This window comes from Bradyrhizobium sp. cir1 (assembly GCF_014198245.1).
Lineage (GTDB): Bacteria > Pseudomonadota > Alphaproteobacteria > Rhizobiales > Xanthobacteraceae > Bradyrhizobium.
This window is the reverse complement of record NZ_JACIHE010000019.1, coordinates 127,962-146,696: the sequence shown is the minus strand read 5'-3', so window position 1 is coordinate 146,696 and position 18,735 is coordinate 127,962. Positions and strand designations below refer to the sequence as shown.

Genomic DNA, 18,735 nt, shown 5'->3' with positions numbered 1-18,735 from the left:
ATGGCGCCGCCGCTGATCCAACTGAAAGACATCAGGCTGACCTTTGGCGGCACGCCGCTGCTGTCGGGCGTCGAGCTCAATGTCGCGCCAGGCGAGCGCGTCTGCCTGATCGGCCGCAACGGCTCGGGCAAGTCGACCCTGCTCAGAATCGCGGCGGGCCTTGTCGAGCCCGACAGCGGCACGCGCTTCGTGCAGCCCGGCGCGACCGTCCGCTATTTGCCGCAGGAGCCTGACTTCGGCGACCACAAGACCACGCTCGCCTATGTCGAGTCCGGGCTCGCGCCGGGCGACGATCATCACCAGGCGCGCTACCTTCTCGAGCAGCTCGGGCTGACCGGCGAGGAGAACCCCGCAAACCTCTCCGGCGGTGAAGCCCGCCGCGCCGCGCTTGCGTTCGTGCTGGCGCCCTCGCCCGACATCCTGCTGCTGGACGAGCCCACCAACCATCTCGATCTCTCCACCATCGAATGGCTGGAAACGGAGCTCGACAGCCGCCGCAGCGCGCTGGTGATCATCAGTCACGACCGCCGCTTCCTCACCAATCTCTCGCGCTCCACGGCATGGCTCGACCGCGGCAGGATCAAGCAGATCGACCGCGGCTTCGCCTCGTTCGAGAGCTGGCGCGACGAGGTGCTCGCCGAGGAAGAGCGCGACCAGCACAAGCTCGACCGCAAGATCGTCGACGAGGAGCACTGGCTGCGCCACGGCGTCTCCGGCCGGCGCAAGCGCAACGTCAAGCGGCTCGCTAATCTCCATGCCCTGCGCGACCAGCGCCGCAACTATCGCGGCACGGCCGGCACCGCCAGTCTCGCTGCGGCGGAAGCCGAACAATCCGGCAAGCTGGTGATCGAGGCCAAGGGCATCACCAAGGCCTATGGCGAGCGCAAGATCGTCGAGAATTTTTCGACCCGCATCCAGCGCGGCGACCGCCTTGGCATCATCGGCCCGAACGGCGCCGGCAAGACCACGCTGGTCAATCTGCTCACCGGCGGCATGCAGCCGGATTCCGGCACCGTGCGTTTAGGGGCCAATCTGGAGACGGCCACGCTCGACCAGCACCGCGAAAGCCTCGATCCCAAATCGACGCTGGCTGAAGCGCTGACCGGCGGCCGTGGCGATCAGATCATGGTCGGCGGCAAGCCGAAGCACGTCGTCGGCTACATGAAGGACTTCCTGTTCGCGCAGGAGCAGCGCGGCACGCCGGTGGAAGTGCTCTCGGGCGGCGAGCGCGGCCGCCTGATGCTGGCGCGCGCACTGGCAAAGCCCTCGAACCTTTTGGTGCTGGACGAGCCGACCAACGATCTCGATCTCGAAACCCTGGACGTGCTCGAGGAGATGCTCGGCGATTACGAGGGCACCGTCATCCTGATCAGCCACGACCGCGACTTCCTCGACCGCGTCGTCACCTCCGTGATCGCGCCTGAGGGCAACGGCAAGTGGATCGAATATGCCGGCGGCTACAGCGACATGCTGGCGCAGCGCGGTGCGGATCTCAAGCGCGAGACGGCGAAGCCGCAACCGGCTGCGGAGAAGAAAGAGGAGCGCGCCGCTGCTCCGTCATCGGCGCCGAAACGGAAGCTGAGCTTCAACGAGAAGCACGCACTGAAAACGTTGCCGAAGAAGATGGAGACGCTTCACGCCGATATTGCAAAATTGCAGCGCGTGCTGGACGATCCCAATCTCTATGCGAAAGATCGCAAGACATTCGACGATACCTCGGCCGCGATCGCCAAGGCGCATGACGAACTGTCCGCCGCCGAAGAGCGCTGGCTCGAATTGGAAATGCTTCGCGAAGAGATCGAGCAGGCATAAGTCGTAGGATGGGTAGAGCGCAGCGAAACCCATCGCTTAACGGGAATTGCTTCTGATGGGTTTCGCTTCGCTCTACCCATCCTACAGGGCCGAAAACAGAGAGATCATATGACCACTCCCCTCGCCGCAAAAATCGCCCGTGAATATGGCACGCCCTGCGCCGTCATCGACATGGATAGGGTCGAGCGCAACATCGCGCGCATCCAGAAGGCCTGCGATGACGCCGGCATCGCCAACCGCCCCCACATCAAGACGCACAAGAACCCGACCATCGCCAAGATGCAGGTCGCGGCTGGAGCGAAGGGCATCACCTGCCAGAAGCTCGGCGAGGCCGAGATCATGGCCAATGCCGGCATCGACGACATCCTGATCAGCTACAATCTCCTGGGCGAGGAGAAGATGGCCCGCCTCGGCGCGTTGCAGGCGAAGGCGAACATGACGGTGGCTGCCGACAATTCGACCGTCGTCGCCGGCCTGCCAAAGGCCGCTGCGGCCTCGGGCCACACGTTGTCGGTCGTGGTCGAGTGCGATACCGGCCGCAAGCGCGCGGGCGTCGAGACGCCGGCCGAGGCGATTGCGCTGGCGCGCGAGATCGCAGCATCCAAGGGCCTCGAGTTCGCCGGCTTCATGCTGTATCCGACGGAGACCGGTTGGGGTGACGCGCAAAAATTCTACGACGAAGCGCTGGCCGGCGTGCGCGCGCACGGGCTGGATGCAAAGATCGTCTCGACCGGCGGCACGCCGAACCTCGTCAATATCGGCAAGCTCAAGGGCGGCACCGAGCACCGTTTCGGCACCTACATCTACAACGACCGCATGCAGGTGGCCGCGGGCTCGGCGACCTGGGACGACTGCGCGCTGCACATCTATTCGACGGTGGTGAGCCGCGCCGCGCCCGAGCGCGGTATTCTCGATGCCGGCTCGAAGACGCTGACGACGGACACCGGCGGGCTCGACGGCCACGGCCTGATCCTGGAGCACCCCGAGGCCAAGATCGCAAAATTCGCCGAGGAGCACGGCTTCCTCGACCTCTCCCGCAGCAACACGCGCCCGAATGTCGGCGACGTCGTCCGCATCGTGCCGAACCACGTCTGCGTCGTCGTCAACATGATGGACGAGGTCGTGATGGTGCGCGGCGAGGAGATCATCGGCACGCTGCCGGTCGCGGCTCGGGGGAAGCTGCGGTAGGCGCTGGAGCGCCCGCGCATCCTTCGAGGCTCCCGGCGCGATGCTTGGCATCGCGCCGCTCGCGCCTCAGGATGACGCTCTCTCCAGGCCGTCGTCTGGCTAACGCTCTCTCGTAGCCGTCACCCTGAGGTGGCCGCTTCTTCAGCGGCCCTCGAAGGGCAGCGGCGTTCTAAGAACGCTGCAGCCACTCCAACACGCCCCTGCCCGCGGCTGCTCCCGTCGCAAACGAGGCCTGCAGCAGATAGCCGCCTGTCGGCGCTTCCCAGTCCAGCATTTCGCCGGCGGCGAACACACCGGGCAGCTTGCGCAGCATGAAGCGACCGTCGAGCTCGTCGAAGGTGATCCCGCCCGCGGTCGAGATCGCGCGAGCGATCGGGGCTACCCCAGTGAGCTGGACCGGAATGGCGTTCACCAGATGCGCAAGCTCCGCCGGCGAAAACGCCGCCAGCGGCCGGCCGGAGGCGATGGCGGCTTCCTGCATCAGGCCGATGCCGACCGGCGACAGCTGTGCCGCCTTGCGCAGGAAGTTTGCGAGCGATTGCTTGCCGCGCGTCCCTGACAGGCGCGTGGTCAGTGCGGCAGCGTCGAGGTCGGGGCGGAGTGCGATCATCAGCGTCGCCTGCCCGAGGCCCAGCACCGCCTCACGCAGCTCCGCCGACAGCGCATAGATCGCGCCGCCTTCGATGCCGCTGCGGGTGATCATCGCCTCGCCGCGCACCGTGTGCGCGCCGATCGTCAGCGCCACGCCCTTGAGCGGCTGGCCTTCGAAGCGGTCGCGAAAGACGTCGGACCATGCGACCGTGAAGCCGGAATTGGCCGGGCGGAGTCTTGACACGGCAATGCCTTTGGCAGCGAGCAGAGCGACCCAACTCCCATCCGAGCCCAGGCGTGGCCAGCTTGCTCCGCCGAGCGCGAGCACGGTGGCGTCCGCGGCGAAGGAAAGCGTGCCATTGGGGGTTTGAAATTGCAGCCGCCCCTGCTCGTCCCATCCGGTCCAGCGATGCCGAAATGCGAACTGCACGCCGGCCGCATCCAGCCGCCGCAACCAGGCGCGGAGCAATGGCGAGGCCTTGAACGTTTTTGGAAACACCCGCCCGCTGCTGCCGACGAACGTCAACTGCCCAAGCGCCGCACTCCAGTCGCGCAGCGCATCGGGCGGAAACGCTTCGACCGCGGCGCGCAAATGCGGCATCGCCTCACGGTAGCGGGCGAGGAATTCCGGCAGCGGCTCGCTGTGGGTGAGGTTGAGCCCACCCCGGCCCGCCATCAGGAATTTGCGGCCCGCGGACGGCATGGCGTCGTACACGGTGACACGGGCGCCGCCCTGCGCCAGCACCTCCGCCGCCATCAGCCCGGCGGGACCGGCACCGATGACGGCGATGTCGGTCAGAGCTTGATCCCCGCCCGCGCCGCGGCCTGCGTCACGTACTTCTGCGTCTGCTCGAACGCGCCCTGCAGGGCCTTGGCCTTCGACATGTCGCTGATCTCGGCGAAGTGGGCGGCAACCGCATCGGGCGTCCATTCGGACTCCGGCAGGTTGATGCCCTCGCTTTCCAGGATCTTGATCACTGCGAAGGAGCCCGCACCCGCGCCCATGATGGTGCGGGTCGGTGCGTCCTCGCTGAGCATGTACTCGACCGCGGGCGTGATCGCGTTCGGCTTCATCAGCTGCAGCGCCTGCGGCGGCAGCAACTCTTCGGTCATGCGGGTTGCCGCCGTCGGCGAGATGATGTTGACGCGGATGTTGGTCTTGCGGCCTTCTTCGGCGAGCACGTTCATCAGGCCGACCATGCCCGATTTCGCTGCGCCGTAATTGGCCTGGCCGAAATTGCCGTAGAGGCCGGAGGACGACGTCGTCAGCACGATGCGGCCATAGTTGCGGTCGCGCATGCCGGCCCAGGCCGCCTTGCAGCAATAGAAGGTGCCGACGAGATGCACGTCCAGCACCTTCTGGAAATCGGCGGCCTCCATCTTGCCGAACGACTTGTCGCGCAGGATGCCGGCATTGGCGCACATCAGGTCGACGCTGCCCCACTCCTTGGTGGCGCGCTCGACCATGGCGGTGACCTGCTCGAAATTGGAGACGTCGGCGCCGTCGGCCATCGCGGTGCCGCCGGCTTTGCGGATCTCCTCGACCACGGCCTCGGCCGGCGACAGCGAACCACCGGTGCCGTCGCGCGCGCCGCCGAAATCGTTGACCACGACTTTCGCGCCGCGGCTCGCCAGCCCCAGCGCATGCGCGCGTCCGAGACCATTGCCTGCGCCGGTGACGATGGCGACGCGTCCGTCGAACCTGATTGCCATGAGTGCGTTTCCTTTCTTCCTTCTCCCCTTGCGGGAGAAGGTGGCGCGCAAGCGCCGGATGAGGGGTATCTCCCGACAGCGGAGCTCGCGGAGAGATACCCCTCACCCGGCTTCGCGTTCCGCGAAGCCACCCTCTCCCGCAAGGGGAGAGGGTGAGATCCACGAAAATTCGTCAGCTTTTGAGCAGCGATGGGTTGCCGGGTCAAGCCCGGCAACGACGCCTCAGGTCAGGCGAAATAGATCAGGCCGAGCCAGTCGGCGACCAACGCCGGCTTGTCCTCGCCCTCGATCTCCACGGTGACGTTGGTGCGGGACTGCAGCTCGTTCGGCTTGCGGAGCTTGGCTTCGGCCAGCACGAAACGGCCGCGGACGCGCTTGCCCGATCGCACGGGCGAGATGAAGCGCAGCTTGTCAAAGCCGTAATTGACGCCCATCGTGGTGCCCGCAATCGCCGGCATTACCTCATAGGACATCACCGACAACATCGACATCGTCAGGAAGCCGTGCGCGATGGTGGTGCCGAACGCGGTCGCCTTGGCCTTCTCGGGATCGACATGGATGAACTGGTGATCCTCGGTCACGTCGGCATAGGTGTCGATGCGGGACTGGTCGATCAGGTGCCATGAGGACACGCCGATCTCCTTGCCGACCATGGCCTGATAGGCCTCAAGCGTAATCGGCGGCGACTTCCAGATTTGGTTCACTTAGGTCTCACTCCGTGTTTTCGGCAGCTCCGGAAAATCCTCCTCACGGAATTCCCGGCCGCGCAGCGGATCATTGCGATCGTCGTCGCGCTCAAGCCGTCGTAGCTGCACGCGGCGGATTTTGCCAGAGATCGTCTTCGGCAGCTCGGTGACGATTTCGAGGCGGCGGATGCGCTTGAACGGCGCCAGGCGGGTGTGCAGGTGCTTGAAGATCGACAGCGCGGTTTCCGGCGAGCGTTCAGCGCCCGACGTCAGCAGCACGAATGCCTTGGGAATCGCGAGCCGGATCGGGTCCGGGCTCGGCACCACCGCGGCTTCCGCGACGAGCTCGTGCTCGAGCAGCACGCTCTCCAGCTCGAACGGGCTGATGCGGTAGTCGGAGGATTTGAACACGTCGTCGGAACGGCCGACGAAGGTAAGATAGCCGTCCGCATCTTCGAACACGACGTCGCCGCTGCGATAGAGCGCGCCTTCGGCGCCGGACAATTTGCCGTCGTCGCCCTGATAGCCCTGCATCAGGCCGGCGGGACGGTCATCGCCCAGCACCAGCGTCACCTCGCCTTCCTTTGCAGGATTGCCATCGGCATCGCTGATCTGCACGCGATAGCCCGGCAGCGGCCGGCCCATCGAGCCGATCTTGATGGGCTGCCCCGGCGAATTGCCGGCGAGCGCAGTGGTTTCGGTCTGGCCATAGCCGTCACGGATGGTGAGACCCCAGGCCGCCCGCACCTGGTCGATTACTTCAGGATTGAGCGGCTCACCGGCGCCGCAGACCTCGCGAAGCGCGACCTTGAACGAGGCCAGGTTCTCCTGGATGAACAGCCGCCACACGGTTGGCGGCGCGCACAGCGTGGTGACGCCGCAGCGGCCGATGGTGGCGAGCAGCGCCTTGGCATCGAAGCGCGGCTGGTTGACCACGAACACGGTCGCGCCCGCATTCCACGGCGCGAAGAAGCAGCTCCAGGCATGCTTGGCCCAGCCGGGGGACGAGATGTTGAGATGGACGTCGCCGGGCTTCAGCCCGATCCAGTACATCGTCGAGAGATGGCCGACGGGATAGCTGCGCTGGCTGTGCCGGACCAGCTTTGGTTTGGCTGTGGTACCCGAGGTGAAATAGAGCAGCATCGGGTCGTCGGCATTGGTTGGACCGTCGGGCGTGAAGCTTTCGGAAGCCTTTGCCGCTTCATCATACGCAAGCCAACCATCGGAGGGCGCGCCGACGACGATGCGGACGACATTCTCGGCGCCGAGACTTGCGAATTTTGCCACCTGATCCTGCGCTGCGACGACTGCCCTCGCCTTGCCGCGATCGAGCCGGTCACGCAGCTCGTCGGCGGTGAGCAACGTCGTGGCGGGAATGACGACCACGCCGAGCTTCATCGCGGCGAGCATCGTCTCCCACAGCGGCACCACATTGCCGAGCAGCAGCAAAAGATGATCGCCGCGCCTCAAGCCCTGCGCGCGGAGGAAGTTCGCGACCTGATTCGAGCGCTTCGAGAGCGCCGCGAAGGACAGTTTTGTCTGCTTGTCCTGCGCGGCATCGACGATCCAGAGCGCGGGCCGATCCTTGCTGTCCGCATTGATCGCGAGCTCAGCGTCGAACCAGTCGAGCGCCCAGTTGAAGGGAACCGGATCGGGCCAGCGGAAGGCTTTGACCGCGGTCTCGTAATCCGTGCGGTGAGCCAGCAGAAACGCGCGCGCTTCCTGAAATGTGGTCATGGTCCGGGCCCGTCGAATTGACGTTCGAGCGTAGCCCGGATGGAGCGAAGCGCAATCCGGGGCCGGTCGCGCCATTGAAAGAGCTGTCCCGGATTTCGCTTCGCTTCATCCGGGCACCAAGCGAAGGCTATTTTCCGGCCAGTCCTCTAACGTGCTTGAAAATTCCGGAAAAATCCACCCCGCCCTGCCCGGCTGCGTCGAAAGACTGATAGATCTCCTGCGCATGCTTGCCGAGCGGCGTCGCCGCGCCTGCGGCCTTGGCGGCGTCCTGCGCCAAGGTCAGGTCCTTCACCATCAGCGCCGAGGCGAAGCCCGGCTTGTAGTCGTTGTTGGCGGGCGAGGTCGGCACGGGACCCGGAACCGGGCAATAGGTGGTCAGCGACCAGCACTGGCCCGACGAGATCGAGGCGACGTCGAACAGCGCCTGGTGCGAGAGGCCAAGCTTTTCGCCAAGCGCAAAGGCCTCGCTCACCGCGATCATGGAAATACCGAGGATCATGTTGTTGCAGATCTTTGCGGCCTGGCCGACACCGGCGCCGCCGCAATGCACGATCTGCTTGCCCATGTTTTCGAGCACGGGCTTTGCCGCCGCAAATGCCTTGTCCTCACCGCCGCACATGAAGGTGAGCGTCGCCCCCTTGGCGCCGCCGGTACCGCCGGAGACCGGCGCGTCAACCGAGAGCACGCCATGCTTGGCGGCCAGCGCATGCGCCTGGCGCGCGCTCTCGACGTCGATGGTGGAGCTATCGATGATCAGCGCGCCCTTGGTCATGGCAGGAACCACCTCGTTCCAGACGCTGAGCACGTGCTTGCCTGCGGGGAGCATGGTGACGACGACATCGGCGCCCTTGACCGCAGTAGCGGCGCTGTCGGCGATGGCGGCGCCATCGGCCTTGGCCTGATTGCGCGAGGCCTCGACGAGATCGAACGCCACCACCTTGTGGCCGGCTTTGACGAGGTTGGCGGCCATCGGGCCGCCCATGTTGCCGAGGCCGATGAATGCGATCGTGGCCATTGTCGTTTCCTCCGCTTGAATGACGTTAGTTGAACTTCAGCTCATCATCGCCGATCTCGGCGAGATACGGTGCAAGCATTTGCGGCGTGACATCTTCGATCCGCGGCGGCGACCAGGTCGGATTGCGGTCCTTGTCGATCACGGCGGCGCGCACGCCCTCGCGAAAATCGTCGCTGCGGAAGACCTCCAGCGCCGCGCGATATTCGCGCACCAGGCACTCTTCCAGGGTCGAGGTCTTGCGCGCGAGCCGCAGCAGCTTCAGCGTCACCACCATGCCGCGCGGCGATTTTTCGTTGAGCGTCTTCAGCGTGGCCTGTGCGAAGTCGGAGCCGTCGCGCTTCAGCGCGGCGACGATGTCCTCCATGCGGTCGAAGCCGAACAGCGCGTCGATCGCCGGCTCCTTCGCCGCGACCGGCCCCGCGGTTTCGCCGGTCGCAAAACCGTCGATGAGCTTGCCGACCTCGGCAGCGGTCGCACCGGCACGGACTTTCGTCAGCGCCTCGCGCAGCTCCGGGAGTTTCGCGGCCGGCACCACCCAGTCCGCGAACTTCGCGTAGATCGCATCCGGCCCGTTCATGGTCTGGCCGGTCAGCCCGAAATAGGTGCCGATTTCGCCCGGCGAATGCGACAACAGATAGGTGCCGCCGACATCCGGGAAGAATCCCAGCCCGACCTCGGGCATCGCCAGCTTCGTGCGATCCGTGACGACACGATGGCTGGCATGGGCCGACAGCCCGACGCCGCCACCCATCACGATACCGTCCATGAAGGCGACATAGGGTTTTGGAAACTTCTTGATCCGGGCATTGAGGATGTATTCCTCGCGCCACAGGATCTTGCCGAGGTCGCCATTGACCTTCGAGCTCTCCCAGAGCGTGCGGATGTCGCCGCCGGCGCAGAGGCCGCGCTCGCCGGCGCCCTCCAGCACGATCACGGCGACCGCCGGATCGACCTCGAAGCGGTCGAGTGCCTTCTCGATGTCGCGAAACATCTCCAGTGTCACCGCATTGATCGCCTTGGGACGGTTCAGCCGGAGGATGCCGGCCGTACCCTCGACGCGGGCGACCAGATCGCCCTCTTCCACTGCACTCATCGCGCGCCCTCGATCAGTTTGCGCGCCACGATGAGCCGCATGATTTCATTGGTGCCTTCGAGTATCTGGTGCACGCGCAGATCGCGCACGATCTTCTCGATGCCGTATTCGCTGAGGTAGCCGTAACCGCCGTGAAGCTGCAGCGCATGGTTGGCGACCTCGAAGCCGACATCGGTGCCGAAGCGCTTTGCCATCGCGCACAGCATGGTGGCATCAGGGTCCTTGCGGTCGAGCGCGGCGGCAGCGCGCCACAGGAAGGTGCGTGCGGCCTCGAGCTCGATTGCCATGTCGGCGAGGCGGAATTGCAGCGCCTGGAATTCGTCGAGCCGCTTTCCGAACGCCTTGCGTTCCTTCATGTAACTGCGCGCCTTGTCGAGCGCGGCCTGCGCGCCGCCGAGCGAGCACGCCGTGATGTTGAGGCGGCCACCGTCGAGGCCGGCCATCGCGATCTTGAAGCCGGTGCCCTCCTCGCTCAGGCGATTGGCCACAGGCACGCGGGCGTTCTCGAACGTCACCGCGCGGGTGGGCTGCGCATTCCAGCCCATCTTGCGCTCATTGGCGCCGAAGGAGACGCCCGGCGTCTTGCCATCGATGACAAGGGTCGAGATGCCGCCGGGGCCATCGCCGCCGGTCCGCACCATCGCCACCAGCAGATCGGTGCCGCCGGCGCCGGAGATGAACTGCTTCTGGCCGTTGAGGACGTAATGATCGCCATCGCGCACGGCGCGGGTGCGCAGTGCTGCCGCGTCGGAGCCGGCGCCCGGCTCGGTCAGGCAGTAGCTCGCGATCAGCTCCATGGTGCAGAGCTTCGGCAGCCATGTGTGGCGCTGGGTGTCGCTGCCGAAGGCGTCGATCATCCAGCTCGCCATGTTGTGGATGGAGATGAAGGCCGAGGTGGTCGGACAGCCCGTCGCCAGCGCCTCGAAGATCAGCGCCGCGTCGAACCGCGTCATGGCGGAACCGCCGACATCCTCGCGGATGTAGATGCCGCCCATGCCGAGCGTTGCCGCCTCGCGCATGACGTCGACGGGGAAATGCTTCTCCTCGTCCCAGCGCAGCGCGTGCGGCGCGATCTTCTCGGCCGCAAACGCCAACGCCATGTCGCGAACCGCGATCTGATCCTCGTTCAGAGCGAATTGCATCCCGGCCTCGCTCCTTAAGAGGTTTACTTCATCAGCGGGATCGAGAACTCCGCACCTTCCTTGACGCCGGACGGCCAGCGCGAGGTCACCGTCTTGGTCTTGGTATAGAAGCGGACCGAATCCGGACCGTGCTGGTTGAGATCGCCGAAGCCGGACTTCTTCCAGCCGCCGAAGGTGTAATAGGCGATCGGCACCGGGATCGGCACGTTGATGCCGACCATGCCGACGTTCACCTTGGCTGCGAAGTCGCGCGCGGCGTCGCCGTCGCGGGTGAAGATGGCAACGCCGTTGCCGTAGTCGTGGTCCGACGGCAGCGCCAGCGCTTCCTTGTAGTCATGCGCACGCACGACCGAGAGCACCGGGCCAAAGATCTCTTCCTTGTAGATCCGCATGTCCTTGGTGACGTTGTCGAACAGCGAACCGCCGAGGTAAAAACCCTTCTCGTAGCCCTGCATCTTGAAGCCGCGGCCGTCGACGGCGAGCGTTGCGCCTTCCTTGATGCCGATGTCGATGTAGCCTTTGACCTTCTCGACCGCCTCACGCGTGACCAGCGGACCGTAATCGGCCGACGGATCGATCGAGGTGCCGATCTTGAGGCTCTCAACGCGCGGGATCAGCTTTTCCATGAGACGGTCGGCGGTGGGCTTGCCGACGGGGACCGCGACCGAGACGGCCATGCAGCGCTCGCCGGCCGAGCCGTAGCCGGCGCCGATCAGCGCGTCCACGGCCTGGTCCATGTCGGCATCCGGCATGATGATGGCGTGGTTCTTGGCGCCGCCGAAGCACTGGCAGCGCTTGCCGGTCTGGGCTGCGCGCTCGTAGATGTACTGCGCGATCGGCGTCGAGCCGACGAAGCCGATGGCCTTGATATCGGGATCGTCGAGGATGGCGTCGACCGCCTCCTTGTCGCCGTTGACGACATTGAGGATGCCGGCCGGCAGGCCCGCCTCGATCATGAGTTCGGCGAGCAGCATCGGCACGCCGGGATCGCGCTCCGACGGCTTGAGGATGAAGGCGTTGCCGCAGGCGATCGCCGGGGCAAACTTCCACATCGGGATCATAGCCGGGAAGTTGAAGGGCGTGATGCCGGCAACGACGCCGAGCGGCTGGCGCATGGAATAGATGTCGATGCCGGGGCCGGCGCCTTCGGTGTACTCGCCCTTCATCAGGTGCGGAATGCCGCAGGCGAATTCCGCGACCTCGAGGCCGCGCTGGATGTCGCCCTTGGCGTCCGGCACGGTCTTGCCATGCTCGCGCGCGAGCAGCTCGGCGAGCTTGTCGTAGTCGCGCTGAACCAGCTCGACGAATTTCATCATCACGCGGGCGCGGCGCTGCGGATTGGTCGCAGCCCACTCAGGCTGGGCGGCGCGGGCGTTCTCGACGGCAGCGCGGACCTCGGCCTTGGACGCCAGCGCTACCTTGGCCTGAACGTCACCGGTCATCGGCTCGAAAACGTCGGCGGTGCGACCCGAGGTACCCTTGACCTCCTTGCCACCGATGAAATGTCCGATTGAACGCATGGAATGATCTCCTTGGAAAGTCGAGTCTGAACGCTTTGACAAATCCTATTGACCTGCATTTTATAGGATTCAAGTCTGAGATAATGCACCATAGATGTGCGAAAATGCTGGATCAAGGCGCTATCGATTGGGACGACTTTCGCTTCGTGCTGGCCATCGTGCGGGGCGGCTCGGTGTCGGCTGCGGCGAAACAGCTCGGCGTCGACCATGCCACGGTGATCCGCCGCGTCGACCGGCTGGAAAAGCACCTCTCGGCCAAGCTGTTTGACCGGCGCAAGACCGGCTACCTGCTCACCGAGGCTGGCCAGCGCGTCGCCGACAGCGCCGAAGCCATGGAATCGACCATCGTCGCCAACCAGGAACAGGTCGGCGGCTCGGTGGCGCGGCTGACCGGGACGGTGCGGATCGGCGCGCCCGATGGATTCGGCACCGCCTTCCTGGCACCGCGGCTGGCGCCGTTCGCGGACCGGTATCCCGATCTCGATCTACAACTTGTGGCTACCGCGCGGCTGTTCAGCCTCTCCAAGCGCGAGGCCGATATCGCGATCAGCCTGACCATGCCGAAGGAAGGCCGCATCGTCGGCCGCAAGCTGCTCGACTATCGCCTCGGGCTCTATGCCGCCCCGGCCTATCTCGACCGCTTCCCCAAAATCGCCTCGCGGCAGGATCTGCCGCAGCACCGTTTCGTCGGCTACATCGAGGAGCTCTTGTTCACGCCGGAGCTCGACTATCTGCCGCAGGTCTCGCCGCGGATCTCCGCGCGCTTTCGCAGCGCCAATCTGATCGCGCAGCTGAACGCCACCCTCTCCGGCTTCGGCATCGCCGTGCTGCCGCATTTCATGGCGAGCGACTATCCGCAACTCGTGCCAGTGCTGCCGGAGGAGATTTCGATCACGCGAACGTTCTGGATGCTGATGCACGCCGACAGCAAGGATCTCGCACGGATCCGCGCGGTGGCGGATTACATCGGCGAGATCGTGGAGCGCGAGCGGGCGTTGTTTGCGGGGCGGTGAACGACGACGGTCTCATAGGGTGGGCAAAGGCGCGCTCTTCGCGCCGTGCCCACCATCTCTCACTTATGGCATTATGGTGGGCACGCTTCGCTTTGCCCACCCTACGGCACTCGCCTAGTTCTGCTTTTTCCTGGCCGGTGCGGCCTTCACCGGCTCGCGCTTCACGCCGCCCAGCGCGCTGTCGCGGCCCGCCTTCAGCACCTCGTCGGACAATTCGCTGGAGCCGGCGATCCGCGCCAGCAGCATCGTGCCGGCCATCGTCGCCAGCGTCGCGATCGCCTGCTTGCGCGCGGCCTTTCGTGGAACGTTCGGGATGAAATCGGTAATCATCTCGACCATCTCATCGAGCTTGCCGGCGAAGGCTTTTCGCGTCTTCGGGCTCTCGCGGGCGATCTCCGCGCCCAGTGCAGGAATCGAGCACCCATGGCCGGGATTGTCGCGGTGCAGCGTCGAGAGATAGGCCTCCGCGATCAGCGCCAGCCGCTTCTCGGGCGAGGCCTCACCGGTGATCTTGCGCCAATGCTCCATCGAGCGGTCCATGGCATGGGCAAAGGCCTCGATCACCAGCGCCTCGCGGGAATCGAAATGCGCGTAGAAACCGCCATGGGTCAGACCCGCCTCCTTCATGAGGTCGGCGACGCCGATGCCGTGGGCGCCCTTTTCACGCAACCGAACCGAGGCCTTCTTCACGATGCGGTCGTGGGTTTCCTGCTTGTGTTCCCGGGAATAGCGCATGGAGGTCTCATTGAATGTCGAAGATCATCTCATAACACAGAAATGGACCAGGCGATGAATTAATTCGTGTTCAGACATTGCCGATCATGGAAAAGGTTGCAGTTGCATGGACCGCCAGCGCCCCCTTGCCGTCGCGAACGAAGCCCTCGGTGTAGCTGGTCTGGCGCCCCAGCTTGATGATCTTGCCTTCGGCCGAGATCAGCCCGGAACGCACCGACAGCGGGCGCAGGAAAGTCATTTTCAGGTCCAGGGTCACGGACGACTGCCCGGCCTCGAGCCGGGTCGAGATTGCGCAGCCCATGGCGGTGTCGATCAGCGCCGCGGCGGTCGCACCGTGCAGAAGGCCGACGGTATTTTCGAGGTCCTCGCGCGGCTCCAGTTCCATCACGATCCGGCCTGGCTCGACCACGGCCATGGTGAAGCCGATCAGCTTGGCGAAGGGTGGCGGCGGCAGCCGGCCGTCGCGAATGCCCAGCATGGCGTCCATGCCCGATAGGCCCATCGCCACTTTCGCAACCGGCGCAGGGACCTGCCAATCCACCACGCGTTCGCGCCGTTGCGCGGGCGAAAACAGGTCGAGTTGATTGATGTCGGTCATGGCCGCCTCTTTTGTATGATATCAATCATACTATGCTGCGGACTTCGGGCTGGCAACTCCCCTCCCGCCGCTTGACAAGCAGCGCGTTTCGGCCCGGAAGTGATCCCGACCGTCGCGCTTCGCGCAAGTGTCCACGAAACCACCGAGAGCCCCAAGATGGAAATGCTCAATAATCACTGCGGCGTGACGCGCGATGCGCGCGGCGTCGTTCATGTCGCGATCTGCAACGCGGGCCCGCTGAATATCCTGGGCTCGCCCGTGACCGACGCGGTTCGCGAAGGCTTGCAGAAGCTCAGCTCCGACCGCAGCATCCGCATTGTGGTGCTGCGCGGCCAGAGCGAGAAGAGCATGATCGGCGGCGCCGACATCAAGGAGATGGCCAGGCTCGACCAGAAATCCGCCGAGGCCTTCATCAGCCGCCTGCGCGATCTCTGCGAGGCCGTGCGCCAGTTCCCTGCTCCGGTGATCGCGCGCATGCCCGGCTGGTGCCTCGGCGGCGGGCTCGAGGTCGCAGCCGCCTGCGATTTCCGCATCGCCGCGCACGATGCCCATTTCGGCATGCCGGAGGTCCGCGTCGGCATCCCCTCGGTGATCCATGCCGCACTGCTGCCGCGCCTGATCGGCTGGGCCCGCGCGCGCTGGCTGGTGATGACGGCGGAGAACATCGACGCAGCCACCGCACTGGCCTGGGGGCTGATCGACAAGGTCGCCCCCGAGGGTGGCCTCGATGCGGAGATCGAGCACCTGGTGAAGGCATTGCTCGAATGCGGCCCCGAGGCGCTGCGCTCGCAAAAGGCCCTGCTGCGCCAATGGGAGGAACTGCCGCTGACGGAGTCGGTGAATGTGAGCGTCAAGGTGTTCGGCGAGTCGTTTTTGACGGACGAGCCGACGCGCCTGATGCAAGCGTTTGTGAACCGGAAGCGGTAGGTTCTGGGCGGAGGCACAGTGATCGCTCCGCGCGACGCTGTCATCGCCCGGCTTGACCGGGCGATCCAGTACTCCGAGGCGTCTGTGATTCATCGATAGGCTGCGGCGTACTGGATGCCCCGGTCAAGCCGGGGCATGACACCATCTTTGGAGGAGCGCCGTCGTTCCTACCGCCCACCCAACATCCCTCGCACGACCAAATCTCATGCGAACCACAAGATTTTCTCATCCCTGCCGCGGTTGCATTTTTTGCGCCGCATCATATGATGACCGTAATCTTACCCATCATCGCCAGGGAGCCCTGTCATGGCCGAAGCCGCCGATCCCGTCGTCATCGTCTCCGCCGCCCGCACCCCGCTCGGCCGATTCATGGGCGAGTTGTCGCCGCTTGCCGCGCACAAGCTCGGATCGCATGTGATCGGGGCGGCGCTGGAACGCGCAAAACTCGCGCCAGAGAAGGTCGACGAGGTCTTCATGGGCTGCGTGCTGCCGGCCGGACAAGGCCAGGCGCCGGCGCGCCAGGCGGCACGTAGTGCCGGTTTGCCTGATGCCACCGGCGCGACCACGGTCAACAAGGTCTGCGGCTCCGGCATGAAGGCGACCATGCTGGCACACGACATCATCCGTGCCGGCTCGGCCGACATCGTGGTTTCCGGCGGCATGGAGAGCATGAGCAACGCGCCCTATCTGTTGGCCAAGGCGCGCGGCGGCTATCGCGTCGGCCACGACCGCATCATCGACCACATGATGATGGACGGCCTGGAAGACGCCTACGAGACCGGCCGCTCGATGGGCGATTTCGGCGAGGCGACCGCAGAGGCCTATCAGTTCACCCGCAAGGATCAGGACGCCTATGCGATGGAGACGCTGAGCCGCGCCCGCAAGGCGGTCGAGGGCGGTGCGTTCAAGGCGGAGATCGCGCCGATCACGCTGACCGAGAAGGCAGGTCCCCGCATCATCGCCAACGACGAGCATCCGCTGAAGGTTGACCCCGCAAAGATCCCCGGGCTGAAGCCGGCGTTCCGCGCCAACGGCACGATCACGCCGGCGGCCTCCTCCGCCAATGCCGACGGCGCCGCCGCGCTGGTGCTGACGAAGCGCTCGCTCGCCGATCGGAACGGCCTGCCTGTTCTCGCCGAGATCAAGGGCCACGCCACCCACAGCCAGGAGCCGCAATGGTTCACGACGGCGCCAATCCCGGCGATCCGCAAGCTGCTGGACAAGGTCGGCTGGAGCGCCGGCGATGTCGACCTGTTCGAGATCAACGAGGCCTTCGCCGTGGTGGCGATGGCGGCGCAGCGCGATCTCGGCATTCCCCGCGAGAAGCTCAACGTCAATGGCGGTGCCTGCGCGCTCGGCCATCCCATCGGCGCCACCGGCGCACGGCTGATCGTGACGCTGCTGCACGCATTGGAGGCCAACAACCTCAAGCGCGGCGTCGCGGCGCTCTGCATCGGCGGCGGCGAAGCCACGGCGATCGCGGTGGAGCGCTTGGCGCACTAGCGCCAATGTCCGAAATTGAGGGAAGTCTGGCATTTAAGACTTCCTCCAGCTGTGCCAGATTGCAACGATGACGCGGGTCCCTTGAGGCTCGCCAACAACACTGAGGCCCAATGATTTCGAACTGGCTCGCGGCAGCACTGTCCCGCCGCAATATCCACTATGGCTGGGTGATGGTCGGCGTGACCTTCCTCGCCGCGCTGATCAGCGCCGGCACGGTCGGCGCACCCGGCGTGTTCATCGTTCCCCTGCAGAAGGAGTTCGGCTGGAGCACGGCGCAGATTTCCTCCGCCCTCTCCATCCGCTTCATCCTGTTCGGGCTGATGGCGCCGTTCGCCGCCGCCCTGCTCAACCGCTACGGCCTGCGCAACGTCACGCTGACCGCGCAGCTCATCGTCGTCACGGCACTTGTGCTCTCGCTCGGCATGACCGAGATCTGGCAGCTCATCGCTTTGTGGGGCGTCGTGATCGGAATCGGCACCGGCATGACTGCGCTGGTGCTGGGCGCGACCATCGCCACGCGCTGGTTCGCCGCACGGCGCGGCCTCGTGGTTGGCATCATGACCGCGAGCGTCGCCACCGGCCAGCTCGTGTTCCTGCCGCTGCTCGCAAGCCTCACCGAACGCTTCGGCTGGCGGCTGGCGCTCGGCTTCGTCTGCATCATGCTCGGCGTCTCCGCACTGGCCGTCCTGCTCGCGATGCGCGACCGGCCGAGCGATGTGGGCTTGCGCCCCTTCGGCGACGAGGGCACCGAGCCCCTGCCCGCACCACCCGTGAGCCACGGCTCGATCACCGCGGTGGCGCTCGGCACGCTGCGCGACGCCTCGAAGTCGACCGCGTTCTGGATCCTGTTTGCAACCTTCTTCGTCTGCGGTGCCTCCACCAACGGCCTCGTGCAGGTGCATCTAATTCCGATGTGCCTCGATTTCGGCATTCCGCAGGTGCAGGCCGCGAGCCTGCTCGCCGCGATGGGCATCTTCGACTTCTTCGGCACCATCATGTCGGGCTGGCTGTCGGACCGCTACGACAATCGCCATCTGCTATTCTGGTACTACGGCCTGCGCGGGCTCTCGTTGATCTTCCTGCCCTTCAGCGATTTCTCGTTCTATGGCCTCTCGATCTTCGCGATGTTCTACGGGCTCGACTGGATCGCGACGGTCCCGCCGACAGTGCGGCTGACCGCGCAGAAGTTCGGGCCCGAGCGCGCCAATCTGGTGTTCGGCTGGATCTTTGCCGGCCATCAGCTCGGCGCCGGCACTGCCGCCTTCGGGGCAGGCTTCTCGCGCACGGTCTACCAGAGCTATCTGCCCGCCTTCTTCATCGCGGGGGCGCTCTGCGTGTTCGCCGCGCTGATCGTGCTGGCGCTGTCGCGGCAGCCGAAGGCCGCGCCGAAGCCAGCGATGGCCTAGGTTGTTCTTTTAGGCATGATCTTTTCGGAAAACCGCTGCGCACTTTTCCGGATCAT

The 18,735-nt window shown here is 65.4% G+C and carries 16 protein-coding genes; 6 read left to right on the top strand and 10 right to left on the bottom strand.

Features of this window, described 5'->3' with window-relative positions:
* Window positions 1-1,812 carry an ABC-F family ATP-binding cassette domain-containing protein gene (locus tag GGD63_RS30285; protein ID WP_183247444.1) on the top strand — a complete coding sequence of 604 codons (1,812 nt, stop codon included), beginning with the start codon at window positions 1-3 and terminating at the stop codon, window positions 1,810-1,812.
* Window positions 1,813-1,920: 108 nt separating this feature from the next.
* Entirely contained in the window at window positions 1,921-3,000 is a 1,080-nt protein-coding gene (locus tag GGD63_RS30280; RefSeq protein WP_183247443.1) for a D-TA family PLP-dependent enzyme, read from the top strand.
* A gap of 169 nt (window positions 3,001-3,169) precedes the next feature.
* Here GGD63_RS30280 and GGD63_RS30275 read toward each other — a convergent pair whose 3' ends face one another.
* The 8 genes from GGD63_RS30275 to GGD63_RS30240 form a co-directional block, all read right to left on the bottom strand.
* Window positions 3,170-4,390 carry a TIGR03862 family flavoprotein gene (locus GGD63_RS30275; protein WP_183247520.1) on the bottom strand — a complete coding sequence of 407 codons (1,221 nt, stop codon included), beginning with the start codon at window positions 4,388-4,390 and terminating at the stop codon, window positions 3,170-3,172.
* Complete coding sequence (locus GGD63_RS30270; protein WP_183247440.1) at window positions 4,387-5,304, bottom strand: SDR family NAD(P)-dependent oxidoreductase; 918 nt, start codon at window positions 5,302-5,304, stop codon at window positions 4,387-4,389. Before GGD63_RS30270 ends, GGD63_RS30275 begins: the two co-directional genes overlap by 4 nt.
* Window positions 5,305-5,531: 227 nt before the next feature.
* Window positions 5,532-6,008, bottom strand: a complete 477-nt coding sequence (locus tag GGD63_RS30265) for a MaoC family dehydratase (protein WP_183247438.1) — start codon at window positions 6,006-6,008, stop codon at window positions 5,532-5,534.
* The gene (locus tag GGD63_RS30260) at window positions 6,009-7,727 is read right to left on the bottom strand and encodes an AMP-binding protein (RefSeq protein WP_183247436.1); all 1,719 of its coding nucleotides are present in this window, start codon (window positions 7,725-7,727) and stop codon (window positions 6,009-6,011) included.
* Between the two features lie 127 nt (window positions 7,728-7,854).
* Entirely contained in the window at window positions 7,855-8,763 is a 909-nt protein-coding gene (mmsB, locus tag GGD63_RS30255; protein WP_312013440.1) for a 3-hydroxyisobutyrate dehydrogenase, read from the bottom strand.
* 4 nt (window positions 8,764-8,767) lie between these two features.
* A complete protein-coding gene (locus tag GGD63_RS30250; protein WP_183247432.1) occupies window positions 8,768-9,835 on the bottom strand; it encodes an enoyl-CoA hydratase/isomerase family protein in 1,068 nt (355 codons plus the stop codon).
* A complete protein-coding gene (locus tag GGD63_RS30245; protein WP_183247430.1) occupies window positions 9,832-10,977 on the bottom strand; it encodes an isobutyryl-CoA dehydrogenase in 1,146 nt (381 codons plus the stop codon). Before GGD63_RS30245 ends, GGD63_RS30250 begins: the two co-directional genes overlap by 4 nt.
* Before the next feature lie 23 nt (window positions 10,978-11,000).
* Complete coding sequence (locus GGD63_RS30240; RefSeq protein ID WP_183247428.1) at window positions 11,001-12,497, bottom strand: CoA-acylating methylmalonate-semialdehyde dehydrogenase; 1,497 nt, start codon at window positions 12,495-12,497, stop codon at window positions 11,001-11,003.
* 104 nt (window positions 12,498-12,601) lie between these two features.
* On the opposite strand from GGD63_RS30240, the gene GGD63_RS30235 reads away from it, so the two are divergent.
* Window positions 12,602-13,510 (top strand): LysR family transcriptional regulator, encoded by a 909-nt coding sequence (locus tag GGD63_RS30235; protein WP_183247426.1) that lies wholly within the window; start codon window positions 12,602-12,604, stop codon window positions 13,508-13,510.
* Window positions 13,511-13,624: 114 nt separating this feature from the next.
* Here the strand turns inward: GGD63_RS30235 and GGD63_RS30230 are convergent, their stop codons facing one another.
* Together GGD63_RS30230 and GGD63_RS30225 are read right to left on the bottom strand one after the other, a co-directional pair.
* Window positions 13,625-14,245 (bottom strand): TetR/AcrR family transcriptional regulator, encoded by a 621-nt coding sequence (locus tag GGD63_RS30230; protein WP_183247424.1) that lies wholly within the window; start codon window positions 14,243-14,245, stop codon window positions 13,625-13,627.
* A gap of 70 nt (window positions 14,246-14,315) precedes the next feature.
* Window positions 14,316-14,843, bottom strand: coding sequence for a PaaI family thioesterase (locus tag GGD63_RS30225; RefSeq protein ID WP_183247422.1), 528 nt, complete (start codon window positions 14,841-14,843; stop codon window positions 14,316-14,318).
* A gap of 156 nt (window positions 14,844-14,999) precedes the next feature.
* Here GGD63_RS30225 and GGD63_RS30220 point away from each other — a divergent pair, with 156 nt between their 5' ends.
* From GGD63_RS30220 to GGD63_RS30210, 3 genes are all read left to right on the top strand, one after another.
* Window positions 15,000-15,770 carry an enoyl-CoA hydratase gene (locus GGD63_RS30220; RefSeq protein ID WP_183247421.1) on the top strand — a complete coding sequence of 257 codons (771 nt, stop codon included), beginning with the start codon at window positions 15,000-15,002 and terminating at the stop codon, window positions 15,768-15,770.
* Between the two features lie 306 nt (window positions 15,771-16,076).
* Window positions 16,077-17,273 carry an acetyl-CoA C-acyltransferase gene (locus tag GGD63_RS30215; RefSeq protein WP_183247419.1) on the top strand — a complete coding sequence of 399 codons (1,197 nt, stop codon included), beginning with the start codon at window positions 16,077-16,079 and terminating at the stop codon, window positions 17,271-17,273.
* Window positions 17,274-17,383: 110 nt separating this feature from the next.
* Window positions 17,384-18,679, top strand: coding sequence for an MFS transporter (locus GGD63_RS30210; RefSeq protein WP_183247417.1), 1,296 nt, complete (start codon window positions 17,384-17,386; stop codon window positions 18,677-18,679).
* Window positions 18,680-18,735 lie beyond the last annotated feature (56 nt).

Coding starts and splice junctions, on each gene's coding strand:
- GGD63_RS30225 (WP_183247422.1), bottom strand. CDS start 14,843: ATGACCGACATCAATCAACTCGACCTGTTTTCGCCCGCGCAACGGCGC.
- GGD63_RS30280 (WP_183247443.1), top strand. CDS start 1,921: ATGACCACTCCCCTCGCCGCAAAAATCGCCCGTGAATATGGCACGCCC.
- GGD63_RS30210 (WP_183247417.1), top strand. CDS start 17,384: ATGATTTCGAACTGGCTCGCGGCAGCACTGTCCCGCCGCAATATCCAC.
- GGD63_RS30245 (WP_183247430.1), bottom strand. CDS start 10,977: ATGCAATTCGCTCTGAACGAGGATCAGATCGCGGTTCGCGACATGGCG.
- GGD63_RS30260 (WP_183247436.1), bottom strand. CDS start 7,727: ATGACCACATTTCAGGAAGCGCGCGCGTTTCTGCTGGCTCACCGCACG.
- GGD63_RS30235 (WP_183247426.1), top strand. CDS start 12,602: ATGCTGGATCAAGGCGCTATCGATTGGGACGACTTTCGCTTCGTGCTG.
- GGD63_RS30240 (WP_183247428.1), bottom strand. CDS start 12,497: ATGCGTTCAATCGGACATTTCATCGGTGGCAAGGAGGTCAAGGGTACC.
- GGD63_RS30285 (WP_183247444.1), top strand. CDS start 1: ATGGCGCCGCCGCTGATCCAACTGAAAGACATCAGGCTGACCTTTGGC.
- GGD63_RS30230 (WP_183247424.1), bottom strand. CDS start 14,245: ATGCGCTATTCCCGGGAACACAAGCAGGAAACCCACGACCGCATCGTG.
- GGD63_RS30250 (WP_183247432.1), bottom strand. CDS start 9,835: ATGAGTGCAGTGGAAGAGGGCGATCTGGTCGCCCGCGTCGAGGGTACG.
- GGD63_RS30220 (WP_183247421.1), top strand. CDS start 15,000: ATGGAAATGCTCAATAATCACTGCGGCGTGACGCGCGATGCGCGCGGC.
- GGD63_RS30270 (WP_183247440.1), bottom strand. CDS start 5,304: ATGGCAATCAGGTTCGACGGACGCGTCGCCATCGTCACCGGCGCAGGC.
- GGD63_RS30215 (WP_183247419.1), top strand. CDS start 16,077: ATGGCCGAAGCCGCCGATCCCGTCGTCATCGTCTCCGCCGCCCGCACC.